The sequence below is a fragment of the Agrobacterium sp. LEGMi-208b genome, from assembly GCF_059511785.1.
Genome location: NZ_CM183446.1, coordinates 1,283,050 through 1,295,690 on the forward strand (window position 1 = coordinate 1,283,050; position 12,641 = coordinate 1,295,690).

Annotated in this window: 10 protein-coding genes; 2 read left to right on the forward strand and 8 right to left on the reverse strand. The window is 59.7% G+C overall.

The features are described 5' to 3' along the window. Positions 1 to 186: 186 nt before the first annotated feature. From AC5YUO_RS20470 to AC5YUO_RS20480, 3 genes are all read right to left on the reverse strand, one after another. A complete protein-coding gene (locus AC5YUO_RS20470; protein ID WP_496154964.1) occupies positions 187 to 1,437 on the reverse strand; it encodes an adenylate/guanylate cyclase domain-containing protein in 1,251 nt (416 codons plus the stop codon). Positions 1,438 to 1,670: 233 nt separating this feature from the next. Continuing rightward, positions 1,671 to 1,901, reverse strand: a complete 231-nt coding sequence (locus tag AC5YUO_RS20475; protein ID WP_003522093.1) for a helix-turn-helix domain-containing protein — start codon at positions 1,899 to 1,901, stop codon at positions 1,671 to 1,673. Positions 1,902 to 2,153: 252 nt separating this feature from the next. Next, on the reverse strand, positions 2,154 to 3,263 hold the full coding sequence (locus tag AC5YUO_RS20480) for an RHE_PE00001 family protein (RefSeq protein WP_496154965.1): 1,110 nt from the start codon (positions 3,261 to 3,263) through the stop codon (positions 2,154 to 2,156). 290 nt (positions 3,264 to 3,553) lie between these two features. Between AC5YUO_RS20480 and AC5YUO_RS20485 the strand changes: the two genes are divergently transcribed. After that, entirely contained in the window at positions 3,554 to 4,858 is a 1,305-nt protein-coding gene (locus AC5YUO_RS20485; protein ID WP_496156532.1) for an MFS transporter, read from the forward strand. Positions 4,859 to 4,919: 61 nt separating this feature from the next. Here the strand turns inward: AC5YUO_RS20485 and AC5YUO_RS20490 are convergent, their stop codons facing one another. The 5 genes from AC5YUO_RS20490 to AC5YUO_RS20510 all read right to left on the reverse strand — a co-directional run bounded on the left by AC5YUO_RS20490 (position 4,920) and on the right by AC5YUO_RS20510 (position 10,304). Beyond that, positions 4,920 to 6,257 (reverse strand): sensor histidine kinase, encoded by a 1,338-nt coding sequence (locus AC5YUO_RS20490; RefSeq protein WP_496154966.1) that lies wholly within the window; start codon positions 6,255 to 6,257, stop codon positions 4,920 to 4,922. Between the two features lie 22 nt (positions 6,258 to 6,279). Continuing rightward, on the reverse strand, positions 6,280 to 6,933 hold the full coding sequence (locus AC5YUO_RS20495) for a response regulator transcription factor (protein WP_496154967.1): 654 nt from the start codon (positions 6,931 to 6,933) through the stop codon (positions 6,280 to 6,282). 65 nt (positions 6,934 to 6,998) lie between these two features. Then, entirely contained in the window at positions 6,999 to 8,666 is a 1,668-nt protein-coding gene (locus AC5YUO_RS20500) for a phosphoethanolamine transferase (RefSeq protein WP_496154969.1), read from the reverse strand. Positions 8,667 to 8,862: 196 nt separating this feature from the next. After that, positions 8,863 to 9,126: a spike base protein, RCAP_Rcc01079 family gene (locus tag AC5YUO_RS20505; RefSeq protein WP_496154970.1), complete on the reverse strand. Its 264-nt coding sequence runs from the start codon at positions 9,124 to 9,126 to the stop codon at positions 8,863 to 8,865. Positions 9,127 to 9,392: 266 nt separating this feature from the next. Continuing rightward, a complete protein-coding gene (locus AC5YUO_RS20510; protein ID WP_496154971.1) occupies positions 9,393 to 10,304 on the reverse strand; it encodes a LysR family transcriptional regulator in 912 nt (303 codons plus the stop codon). A gap of 173 nt (positions 10,305 to 10,477) precedes the next feature. Here AC5YUO_RS20510 and AC5YUO_RS20515 point away from each other — a divergent pair, with 173 nt between their 5' ends. After that, positions 10,478 to 12,625, forward strand: coding sequence for a TonB-dependent siderophore receptor (locus AC5YUO_RS20515; RefSeq protein ID WP_496154972.1), 2,148 nt, complete (start codon positions 10,478 to 10,480; stop codon positions 12,623 to 12,625). Positions 12,626 to 12,641: the final 16 nt, after the last annotated feature.

A 12,641-nucleotide genomic window follows, 5' to 3' on the forward strand; every position in this document is an offset into this window, starting at 1 on the left:
AATATGAATGCAAGCAATGTTTCGATATGGAATATATGTTCCATTTTGCTAGATCGACATCGGAGACGTGTCAAGCGTTTTGACGATGATCGAGACGGCCGAAATCATTGCTCGGAGAAGGTCATACGGCGCGGATGGCCGCTGGCGTAAAAAGCATCGGCGCGGTGTCAAAGCCCCTCGCGATAATCAATCAGCCGAAGCTGTCAGCGCCGCATTGTGAGGCAGGGCATATACCTCGACCGGAGTTTCGAGGCCGCGCAGCAGCCATGGGCCGAGATTTTCGAGCTTTCCCTGATATCCGGCTGTGCGCACGAATTCTTCGGAGAAAAGCACATTACGCCCGGTCTCCTTGGTCAGCGTTTCCAGTCGCGAGGCAATGTTGACGGCAGGGCCGATGACGGTGAAATCGAGTCGGGTCTTCGAGCCGATATTGCCGTACATGACATCGCCGACATGCACGCCGATACCGTAACCCAGGGGATCGTGGCCCTTGCGGCAATTGATCTCATTCAGCGCAACGAGGCTCTTCTGTGCGCTGGCGATGGCTTTCAGCAGGTTTTCGCAGGCCTGCGGGTCGCTGAGCGGGAAGATCGCCAGCAGCCCGTCGCCCATGAATTTCAGGATCTCGCCGCCAAATTCCTCGATGGGATCGCACATGGCGTCGAAATAACCGTTCAGAAGTTCGATGACATCGTCACGCGGCCAGAGGTCGGAAATATGGGTGAAATTGCGGAGGTCGCAGATCAGGATCGCCGCACCCACCGTCATGCCGCTGCCGCGCGTGGTGGCGCCGTTGAGGATTTTTTCGCCCGCATGCGGTCCCACATAGGTTTCCAGAAGGGTGCGCGTCATGCGGTTTTTCAGGCGTATCTCGCTGACGAGCGCCAGCGCCGGAAGCAGGTTTTTCAAGGTGAGGATTTCGCTGTCGGAAAAACCGCCGGGCCGGTCGCTCGAAAATGTGGCGACATGGCGTTTGCCGAAGGTGTGTTCGATCGGCCAGGCGCAATAATCCGTCAGCCCTTCGGCCCTGAGGTCCTCGTAGATCGTATAGCCGGGGTCATCGATCGCCTCGCCGTTCAGCCGGTGGCGGATTTCGGTGGCGCCCTGATGAATGTCGTTGATCGGGCTGTTCAGATATTCGGGCGTATTTTCAGACCCGTAGCCATAGGTGGCGATCTCGGCGGAGGACAGGCCGGCTTTCCACAGAATGCGTGCGCCAAGCCATTGCGGATGGCGAATGCGGAAAGCGAGCACGCCCCGCGCCACGGAAATTCCACTCGCCCGCAGCCTGCTGCAGAGCTCGACGAAGATCTCGTCGATAAAGCGTTCATCCTTGGTGCCGGTGATCAGCCAGTCGAGAATTTCCGTCTTTTCCGCTGGCCACAATTCATCCAATGCTGAAGAAACCCGTTCTTCGGTGTCGAGACTTAGTGTCATGGCAGGATTCCGGAGGTTGTTGCTGCTCTCGCACAAGCGGGGCGCATGTCGCACTCGGCCGAACATGGTCGCTCGTGAACCCCATGTGGTGCCGGATAACGAAAATGTTAAGAGAGGGGCGCGGAAAATGTTCCGGAAGGGATTGGCGGCATCAGGCCACGCGCGCCGCCCGGATGTTCGCGGGAACATCGTCCCCGGCGGCGCTGAGATTTTCGATGATCGCTAAAAAAGGATCAGATAACGGTTTCGACAGGAATATGGAGTGCTGCGGCAACGCGTCTGATGCGCAGCGGATCGCTGTCCGTGCCGTCTTCGAGCGCGCGTATCTCGCTGGTGGTCAGGCCGCAGGTCACGGCAAGCTGTTCGACCGTATATCCGGCGAGATTGCGCGCGGTGAGGACCTTTTTGGCAAAAGGAGCATCGGTTTCGTGATCGGAATCGGGTTGTGAGATTGAAATTGTCATTATTGCATCTCCCTCAGAATGGACACTTAAATGCGGGCGGCAAAGAAAAGTTGCCGGGACCGAATGCGACCGCGTTGCCGGAGAAGAAAATCAGTGTTGCAACGCAGCGAGGAACATAGCGGCTTCATCGACCTACGCAATAGTTAAATTTTGTTAAGATTCGTGATCGCTGAATTGCCGCGGCACGCCGTGCCCGGAAAAAAGCCGAAGAATCGCCGTTTTCCGGCTCTCGCGGGGGCCGGTGGTTTTTTGCTACAGCATGCCCCAGGCACGAAACCGGCCACGACCCGTCACTTCCCGCAATTCCAGCTGGTTGGCGAGCCCGATCGCGCCCTGCGGCGTGGTGCCGAGTTCCTTGACGATCATCGCTGCCGAAACCACCGGCCGGGCGACGACAAGCTCCACCAGTTCCGGCAGGCGCGAGGAGGAGCGCCGGCCTGCCAGTTTGCGCATCATGCGTTCCCGCGCATGGGTCAGCCGGTCATGTTCCTTCATGCCGGCCTGTGCCGCTTCGTAAAAGCTGTCGAGAAGGGCGGCAAGGCGCTGCGTCTGGTTGCGGGCGTGCCGGCGCTCCCTTGGGACCGCACGGAGGCCGGCGCTGAGGGCCGGCAGATGATCAGGCGTGACGGCGCCGTCGCGCAGAAAGGCGGAGGCGAGAAGCCGGCCGAGCCAGGGGCTGCGTTGCAGCACCTCGATCATGTTCCAGGCGTCGAGCAGGATGGCGGTGCGAAGAATCGCCGGCAGCTCCTCCGTTCGCGCATGCACGTCCCACCATTCTTTCAGCCGCTCATCCTCGTCCCAGTCGGGTTCGTTGATGATCGCATGGCTTTCCTCCCTGTGCATCGTCGGAAGCGCCGTGCCGGTGGTGATCGCATCGAGCGTTGCGGCGCTTCGCGCCAGAAGCGCGTCCAGTTCGGAAAAAGCGCCATCCAGCGATGTTTCCCCCTCCTCGTCGGTTTCTCCATCGCGGGCGTGATCGAGTGTCTGCCGGGGAGGCGCCGGGTCTTCGGCAAGTGCTGCCCTGCCGCGTAGCCTCGAAAGGCCCGGCGCGGTAAAGGCCCAGCCGGGGGCATTGGAAAAGATCAGCCGTCTCGAGCGGAGAATCCGGTGCGCCGCCGTCATTTCATGGGTCGGCGCGCGCACATCCATATGCGCGTCATGCAGCACCAGATCTTCCATGTGGACGAGTTCGCCATCCACCCACATGGAGGAAATCGCATCGGTGAAATCCTGTCTTTCGATGAAGCCGTGTTTCATCGGTGACCGGTCGATCCGCTCGTCCAGCCGCGCCAGCGCCTCGCCGGCACGGGCGGCGGCAATGAGGAGCTTTTCGATCTGGACGTCCGATATATCGTAAATCATTGATATTTTTTAGTTTGAGCGTGGGCGGCTTACAAGGCGGATCACAGTCGGGCGGTTTTACTTTTGAGGTTTCCACCCGAAAATCTGCTGAAAAAAAGGTGGTGGAAGGCCGGGAATCAGCAGGGCTTCAGCCACCATGGCTGGTTTTTCGGCAATATCGCGATGCGGTATAAACTTGCGCACCGCAATATGACGGGTATATACCCCCACCGAGAGCGACAAATTATCACACCTTCCGTTCGCCCTTCCATCTCCAGACGAAGATGAATTGGAGTTTACCCGTGAATATTATGGCAAATGGTCCCGCCACCGCGCCGGACCAGAAAACCCGTTTGAAATCCATTATCGGCGGATCGGCCGGCAACCTCGTCGAATGGTACGACTGGTACGTCTATTCGGCCTTCACCCTTTATTTCGCGCCGGTGTTTTTCCCTTCCGGAAACCAGACCGCCGAACTCCTGAGTGCGGCCGCCGTTTTCGCCGTCGGATTTCTGATGCGGCCCATCGGGGCCTGGTTCATGGGCACCTATGCCGACCGCAAGGGCCGCAAGGCTGGTCTCACCTTGTCCGTCACGCTGATGTGTCTCGGTTCGCTGCTAATCGCGATTACGCCCGGCCATGAGGCGATCGGCATCGCCGCGCCGGCCATTCTGGTTTTTGCAAGGCTTCTGCAGGGCATCAGCGTCGGCGGCGAATATGGTGCCAGCGCGACCTATCTCAGCGAAATGGCCGGCAAGAACCGCCGCGGTTTCTTCTCCAGTTTCCAGTATGTGACGCTTATTTCCGGTCAGCTTCTGGCGCTGGCGGTGCTTCTGGTGCTGCAGCGGGTTCTGACGCCGGAACAGCTTGGCTCCTGGGGCTGGCGCATTCCCTTCTTCATTGGCGGCCTCCTGGCGATTGCGGTGTTTTATATCCGTCGCGGCCTTGTCGAGACGCAGTCCTTCGAAAATGCCAAAGCCGGTGAGGCCGACAAACCGAAGTCCAGCGGATGGGCGCTGTTCAAGCACTATCCAAGGGAAGCGCTGATGGTGATGGCGCTCACATCAGGCGGCACGCTCGCCTTTTATGCCTATACGACCTATCTGCAGAAATTCCTCGTCAACACGTCAGGTTTCAGCAAGGAAAGCGCCACCGAAATCACCACGGCGGCGCTCTTCGTCTTCATGTTGTGCCAGCCGATTGCCGGCGCGCTGTCCGACAAGATCGGCCGCAAGCCGCTGATGGTGGGCTTCGGCATTCTCGGCACGCTGTTCACCTATGCGATCTTCAGCACGCTTTCGACGACGACCGATCCGATCATGGCTTTCGCCCTCGTTTTGGTTGGCCTGCTGATCGTCACCGGCTATACCTCCATCAATGCGGTGGTGAAGGCGGAAATGTTCCCCGCCCATATCCGCGCGCTTGGCGTGGCTCTGCCCTATGCGCTGGCGAACACCATATTCGGCGGAACGGCGGAATTCGTGGCCCTGAAGTTCAAGCAGATCGGCCACGAAAACTGGTTCTTCTGGTATGTGACGATCATGATCGCCCTGTCGCTGGTGGTCTATGTAAAGATGCGCGATACGCGCGATCACAGCCATATCCACGAGGATTGAGCGACCGCCATCCAGGTCAGCGAAAGCCCCGTCCTTCCGGCGGGGCTTTTTCTTTTGGCATTCAGGCAGCTTCGGCGGGAAGCACCACGCGGGCCTCAAAACCATCCTGCCGGCCCGGTGCCGGAGAGGAAAGCACCAGCTCTCCGCCGGCCTGCTCCACCAGGCTCTTGACGATGGCAAGGCCAAGCCCGGTACCATCGGCCGTGGTCTGGCCCCTGGTAAAACGTGTCGTCAGCTTGGGCAGTAGCGCCGCGTCGATCGCCGGACCGGAATTGACGACGCGGATCGTACCGTCCGCTTCGGCAACGACCTGCACCGGGCTTTCCGCCGGGCTGTGGATCAGCGCGTTTTCGAGCAGGTTACGGATGATGATGCCGAAGGCATCCGCGCCGATCCTGCAGGACAGACTGCCCTCACAGCGATTGGTGAAGCGGATGCGGGATGAACCGATGGCCGTTCTCATCATGTCGTCGATGACAAGCTCGAGAACGGGAATGAGATCGTTTGCCGTGTCGGTGACCCCGATTCTTGCTTCCGCGCGCGACATCTGCAGCAGTTTTTCGGCGAGATGGGCGAGATGCTGCAGGGATTTTTCGATGTTTTCCACACGCGGCGCAAGTTCCGGCGGAATGTCGGCATGCAGCCGCTGCGCCTGCGCCAGCGCGCCGGCAATCGGCGTGCGCAATTCATGGGCGCTGTTGGCGGTGAATTCCCGCTCCGCCTCGATTGCCGAGCGCAAACGTCCGAGCAGCAGATTGACCGAACGGGCGATGGGATGGAGTTCGCCCGGAAAGGGCTGCGTTGGCAGCGGCGCGAGATTGCCGCCGTCCTTTTTGCCGATGTCGTCGCGCAGGGTCTGTATCGGTCGCAGCGTCCTGCGCACCACGACAATGACGGCGAAAATGCTGGCGGGAATGAGGATGAGAACGGGAAGCAGCAGCGCGGTGCCAGCCTCTACGATCGCCTCGCGGCGATTGGCGAAGGCATCGGCGACCTGCAGGAAATAATTGCCGTCCGGCGTCGCGACCGTAAAGATGCGCTGGGTCGCGGTTTCGGAAAAACCGGGTTCGAGCGAGACCTCAAAGGGCTCCGTCGAACTGTCATGCGAATGCAGCACCACCTGTCCTTCCCGGTCGCGAACCTGATAGGTCAGATATTCCGCCCGTTCCGACGTCTGGTTGAGCTTTTGCGCGGCAGGCGCGGTGTTGTTTTCCCTGAGATCGTCCACCAGCAGCGGCAGCAGTCTTTCGGCGGTTTCCTCAACGCCGGCATCGAAAATCTCGGCGAATTCGTCCTGCATCACCATGACGCCCAGCCCGCAGGCGAGAAGCCAGGATATGGCGACAACGCTCGTCAGCGCCGTCACGAGCTTGCGGGTCATGCTGGTCGGTCTGGCCATTTCTGCCTGCTTGTAATTCTGATTACCTGATGGTGTAACCCACGCCGCGCACGGTCTCGACGCGGTCATGGCCGATTTTCTTGCGCAGCCGGCTGATATAGACCTCGACCGTGTTGCTTTCTATTTCCGCGCCGAATTCGTAAAGCGTGTCGTGCAATTGCGCTTTCGAGATGACCGCGCCGGGATGTTCGACGAGTTTTTCCAGCACGGCCCATTCCCGGGCGCTCAGCGTCTGTGCCGTTCCATCGACCGTGATATTGCGCGCCACCTGGTTGATCTCGATGCCGGGCAGACGGATGACGGGAGCAGAACGCCCTTCGTAACGGCGCGAGACCGCCAGCATGCGCGCTGAAAGCTCGTTGAGATCGAAGGGCTTGACCAGATAGTCGTCGGCCCCGGCATTCAGCCCGGCAATCCGGTCGGAGACCTGGTCATGGGCCGTCAGAATGATCACGGGCGTTGCGTCATCGCGCTGGCGCAGGCCTTGTAGCAGGGTGATGCCCTCGCCATCCGGCAGGCGCATGTCGAGCAGGATCAGGCCATAGGCCATGGTCAACGTCGCCGCCATGGCGTCGCCCAGTGTCTTGAACCAGTCGACAGCATGACCCGCCGCCGCGACATGGTCCCGCAGCGCTTCGCCCAGCACATGATCGTCTTCAACAAGCAGAACCCGCAAGACAGCTCCCTCTATCGCTTCGTCCTGCGTATCTCTTTCTCCGGATAAGCGTCAAGCACAGTGTTTCAGCTGTTCTGACGCTGGGTGCAGCCGCCGAACACATCGAGCGAGGGATCGTAGACCGATGTGGAGACGTTCATCATGCCGAGGATGCTGTGGAAATAATTGTCGTGCGAGCGCCCGCCCTCCGCCGCGGTTTTTGCCAGGCAGGCTTTATCGAGACCCATGGATTTGGCGAAGTCGTCGTCGAACCAGACGAGAAACGGCACGTGGGTCTGCTGATCGGGCGCCAGCAGATAGGGCGCGCCATGCAGGTAGACACCGTTCTCGCCAAGCGATTCGCCGTGGTCCGACGCATAGATCATGCCCGTCGCCAGCCTGTCGGAACGCGCCTTCAGCTTGTCGATCACGGTGGAGAGGAAGTGGTCGGTATAAAGCAGCGTGTTGTCGTAGGAGTTGACGATCTCCGCGTCGGAGCAGTTGCCAAGCTCGGCCGTGCGGCAATCCGGGGTGAATTTGCGGAATTCGTCGGTGTAGCGCAGATAATAGGTCGGCCCATGGCTGCCCATCTGGTGCAGCACGATGACACTGTCCTTGGTGACGTTATTGAGCCAGGCGTCGAGCTTGTCGAAGAAGATATCGTCGCGGCATTCCCCGCCGGTGCAGAAGCGGCTGTCATTGGTGGAGGGCAGATCGAAATAGGCGATGCGGTCGGCGACGTTCTTGCTGCCGGTATTGTTGTCCAGCCATGTCGCGCCCACCCCTGCATGGACGAGAACATCCATGACGTTTTCATTGGCGAGCGCCTTGTTGTGGCTATATTGCGAGCGCGGAAACTTCGAGAACATGCAGGGAATGGAAATCGCCGTCGCTGTGCCGCAGCTCGTCGTGTTCGGAAAATAGACCACGCCGCGTTTTGCGAGTTCGGGATTGGTATCACGCCCGTAGCCATTCAGGGAAAAATTTGCGGCCCGCGCGGTCTCGCCCGCCACGATGACGGTGATGCGGGGCTTGTGGACCCCGCCCAATGCGGGCAGAACCTTCGCATCCCTGCCGACCGGGCTTACCTGTATATCGACTTCCTTGCCAGCCAGCGTGAAATAATGAATGGCCGACATGATCGGCGACAAGGGATTGACGCTTTTGACGATATCCTTGTGCTGGCGCACGGCGGTGGTGAAGGTCTTGGAATTGGCGAAGCTGATGATGCCGGCAATGGAAAGACAGATCAGGATGCTGATCGTGTTCCACAACAGCTTGTCGAGGATCGGCCGGTGCCGCACACGCACGGTGACGATGAGGAGGGACGGCACCAGCCCGTAAATCGCCATATGCCAGAGAAAGCCGGGCGTTATCAGATTGCCGGCCTCCGCCTGCGTCGTTTCCATGGCGTTGCGGATCATGTCGCTGTCGATGACGATGCCGTAGCGATCCATGAACCAGGAGCCGGCCGCCGCCGCGAAGACCAGGAAGATCAAAAACGGCTTGATGAGATATTTGGCGGAAAAAATGATGATGAGCGCGCCGAAAAGGGCGGCCATAGCGGCATAAAGCGCGACGATGGCAACCGGATAGGCGGAAAGATAGGTGTGCACCTTCGACCAGAATGTCCGGTTCGTGAAAAACAGCAGATAGGCCGCCGTCAGCAGGCTGAGCGGCACGCTGCCGATTTCCGGACGATATGTTATTGTTCCCGTCGATTTCGCGGTAAAAAGAGCCACTGTCAGATCCACCAGATTTCCGATAGGCCGGCGGCAACGAAGAAGGGGCGAAAACGCCGCCGTCCAGACTGCCGCATGGGCCGGTCAATGGCGGATGCGTCATTTTGCTGACATCAACCTGAAAGCTTGTCATGAAAGTGTCACACTCCGTGGTGGCCGTTGGTGGTGGTGGCGTTTCACATCGTTTATCGGACAACGATACAGCCCTTTAATTGAGGCCCACGATGCCTGTGGCGGTGGTGCGTGTTGAAAATATGCGCGTGGCCCTGACCGGCAGCAGGCTACCTGCGGGCAGGTTCTGGAAGGTCACCGTCGCCCCGGAAAGCAGGGTCAGGCAGAGGTGACCGGCATTGCCCACATAAACGGCGCGTGTTGGGGAAGGAAGCGGGTTCGTATCATGCGGAACGACCTCAAAAGCGTGGGATGCCGGGGATTCGAGGCCGGCGGCGTGGTGTTCGTAAGTCTCAGCCATTGCTGTCTCCCGTAAATCGAAATCTGCCGCGATTATGCGCTGCGCCGGGGCCATGGGGAAAATCGGGGGACAGGAAATATCCGGACGGGATTTCGGCCTTGCTTTCGGCTTGCCGGGGAGAGCGCCATTCTTTTGCAATCTCATGCGGTTGCCTCGCACCGGGCCGTTGCCGTCGATGCCGCCCCAGCGGATACTGACGGATTTGTCGTCCACGGCTCCGGCAGGTGGGCGGGGGAGATTCAGCGGAAGGGGCGGGTGCCGCCGCTTCAATTGCGGGCGTGGAGAATAAAGGCCCTGACGGCGGGCGAGGCTTCCGTTTTCCGGTGGGCGATGGCGAGGTCCGAGGTCGTGGCGCTTGCCGCAAGCGGCACGTAGCGCACACCGGGCACCCTCAGGCAATCGAGCGAGCGCGGCACCAGCGCGACGCCGAGGCCGATCGCCACCATGCTGGCAATGGTGGTGTAATCCCGGCCTTCCGGGCTGATCGCCGGCTGGAACCCGGCTTCATTGCAGGCCTCTATCGTATTGTAATGAAAGCCGACATCCGGCGGCTGCCGCGGGGTAATGAAAGTCTCGCCAGCAAGGTTCCTGAGATCAAGCTGAAGCGCATAGGCCAGGGGATGGTTCTCCGGCAGGGCGGCCATCAGCGGTTCGCGCAGAACCACATGGGTCGTAACCCCTTCCGGAATGGGGGCCGGCGGGCGAATGAAGGCGAAATCCAGATTGCCATCGGCAATCTTGGCCAGTTGCAGCCGCATCTCCATCTCGATCAATTGCAGTTCCACATCGGGATGGGAGGCGCGGAAACTGGCGATGGAGCGGATCATCAGGCCGGAATAGGCCGCCGAGGCGACATAACCGATGGAGATGCGGCCCGTCTCGCCGCGGTCCACACGTTTGAGCGCCGCAAGCGTTGCTTCGGCATTGGCGAGAATTTTCCGGGCATCCTCATAGAGCAGCTGGCCGGGCGTCGTCAGCTTCACCGACCGGCGTGTCCGGTCGAGCAGCGGCATGCCGACAATATCCTCTAGCGCCATGATCTGCTGGCTCAAACCCGGCTGGGCAATGCCGAGGCGGGCGGCGGCGCGCTCGAAATTGCGCTCATCCACCAGCGTGGTGAAATAGCGCAGGTGCCGCAACTCGAATGTGTCCGCCCGGCCTGCCGGTTTCCTGCCCATCGTCTCGACCCCTTCCCGGTAGATTTGAATAATTCCAAGCTATTATCGATGCGAATTTTCATAATCAATAATTATGAAAAAAACCGGCTGCACTTATTGGATCACAATCCGTACCTTGCGTAATAAGATGACTTAAATTCTCCAGAAAAATAACCGCTTCATAGAGGCGGGTGATGAAGGGTCTTGGCGTGCAGGGAAAAACCAAACACATTTCCGTTCTGGCGGGCGGTTGCGCCGTCATCGCCTATGTGGCGTTTTTGGCCCCGGTTTCCGCCCTTGCGCAGGAGGCCGGCACGACGGTGCTGCAGACCATCACCGTCGACGGCGCCAAAAATCAGGATCCCAAGGCGCCGGTGAAGGGCTATGTGGCGAAAACCAGCGCCAGCGCCACCAAGACGGGGCGATCCCTGATCGAGACGCCGCAATCGGTCTCCGTCATCACCAAGGATCAGATGGATGCGCAGAATGTTCGCAATCTCAGCGAGGCGCTGAATTATGTTCCGGGCGTGGTCGCGCAGCCGTTCGGCGCCGATCCGCGTTTCGATGCGCCGCGCATTCGCGGGTTCCAGGGAAACCAGCTGCAGTTCCTGAATGGTCTGCGGCTGATGCGCACGGCCGGCGCGCCCTCCTATGAGGTTTACGGACTGGAGCGCGTGGAAGTCATTCGCGGGCCTGCTTCCGTTCTTTTCGGGCAGGGCAATCCAGGCGGCCTCATCAATCTCATCAGCAAGCGGCCGACTTTCGAGCGGTTCGGCGAAGTCGGTGCGCAGATCGGCAGCTTCGATTATTACCAGTCGATGTTCGATATTGGCGGCCCGGTGGCGGATAGCGACAGTTTCGCCTATCGCCTGACCGGTCTTGCGCGCAACGCCCATGCCCAGACGGACAATCTGCAGAACGACCGTTATTTCATCGCCCCGGCGCTCACCTGGCAGCCCGATGAAGATACGAAGCTGACGGTTCTTGCCTCCTATCAGCGCGATAACCCCAGTTCGCCCTCCGGCCTGCCGCCGGCGCTGACCTATCTCAGACCCGGCAATATGCTGGACCGCAGCTTTTATGTCGGCGATCCGTCCTTCGATACGTCGAACCGCAAATTCACCAATATCGGCTATGAATTCGAGCACCGTTTCGACGAGACCTTCACCTTCCGGCAGAATGCGCGTTATTCCAATTTCGACTGGTCCTACCGCGCGCTCGGCATGTCTTCGACCAGCGGCGGCATGATCGGCAATCTCATCCGCCGCAATGCGACGTTCCAGGACGAACTGCTGAACACCTTCAACATCGACAACAGCCTGCAGGCGGATTTCTCCACGGGGCCAATCGATCACACCCTGCTTGTCGGGCTGGACTACCGTTATTTCGACAATAACGTCAAAACCGAATTCTGGGCCGCGACGCCGCTCAATCCCGTCAACCCGGTCTATGGCGGGCCGATCAGCCTCACGTCGCGCACGCTTTATGCCGATGTGAAGACGGATATTTCCCAGATCGGTCTTTATGCGCAGGACGAGATGGCCTTCGAGAACTGGCGCGTCACCGCCGGCCTGCGGCAGGACTGGGCAAGCACCAGCGGCACGACCTTCAACGGCACCACCTACCGCTCGCTCGACAAGGACGATCACAAGCTGACCGGTCGCGTCGGCGTCAGCTATCTGTTCGATGGCGGTATTGCGCCCTATGTCAGCTACGCGACCTCCTTCGAGCCGGTGCCGCAGCCCGCTGTCGGCGATGCGCCGAAACCGACCACCGGCGAACAATGGGAAGCGGGCGTCAAATACCAGCCCGAAGGTTTCGACGGTTTCTTCTCCGCCGCGATCTACGATCTGAAACAGAAAAACGTCACGACGACGGTGGGCGGCGTGACGCAGCAGATGGACGAGGCGCATGTGAAAGGCCTCGAGCTTGAAGGCGTTGCAAGCCTTGCCGACGGGCTCGACCTGCGCGCGGCCTACACCTACATGGACAGCGAGGTCTCCGGCCGTGTGAATGACGGCAAGGAGCTGGATAGCACGCCCCGGCACGCCGCAAGCCTATGGCTGGATTATACTTTCCCGGAAGATACCGCACTTGAGGGTTTCGGTATCGGCGGCGGGGTCCGTTATGTCGGAAAACGTTATGGCGATGCCGCCAATACCTTCGAGATGAAGGGCCTCGCTTTGCTCGATCTCGGTGTGCATTACGAAAAGAACGGCTACCGCGCCTCGCTTCTGGTGCAAAACTTGACTGATAAAGAATATATTTCTAGTTGCTCCACTTTCGGATGCTATTACGGTGACGGAAGAACGGTTATGGGCAAGCTGACCTATCGTTGGTGACGCCATATCAAAGTGA

What these genes read in the sequence shown, in the direction of transcription:
- AC5YUO_RS20470 (WP_496154964.1), bottom strand. Translation starts at nt 1,437, where the DNA reads ATGACACTAAGTCTCGACACCGAAGAACGGGTTTCTTCAGCATTGGAT.
- AC5YUO_RS20475 (WP_003522093.1), bottom strand. Translation starts at nt 1,901, where the DNA reads ATGACAATTTCAATCTCACAACCCGATTCCGATCACGAAACCGATGCT.
- AC5YUO_RS20480 (WP_496154965.1), bottom strand. Translation starts at nt 3,263, where the DNA reads ATGATTTACGATATATCGGACGTCCAGATCGAAAAGCTCCTCATTGCC.
- AC5YUO_RS20485 (WP_496156532.1), top strand. Translation starts at nt 3,554, where the DNA reads ATGGCAAATGGTCCCGCCACCGCGCCGGACCAGAAAACCCGTTTGAAA.
- AC5YUO_RS20490 (WP_496154966.1), bottom strand. Translation starts at nt 6,257, where the DNA reads ATGGCCAGACCGACCAGCATGACCCGCAAGCTCGTGACGGCGCTGACG.
- AC5YUO_RS20505 (WP_496154970.1), bottom strand. Translation starts at nt 9,126, where the DNA reads ATGGCTGAGACTTACGAACACCACGCCGCCGGCCTCGAATCCCCGGCA.
- AC5YUO_RS20510 (WP_496154971.1), bottom strand. Translation starts at nt 10,304, where the DNA reads ATGGGCAGGAAACCGGCAGGCCGGGCGGACACATTCGAGTTGCGGCAC.
- AC5YUO_RS20515 (WP_496154972.1), top strand. Translation starts at nt 10,478, where the DNA reads ATGAAGGGTCTTGGCGTGCAGGGAAAAACCAAACACATTTCCGTTCTG.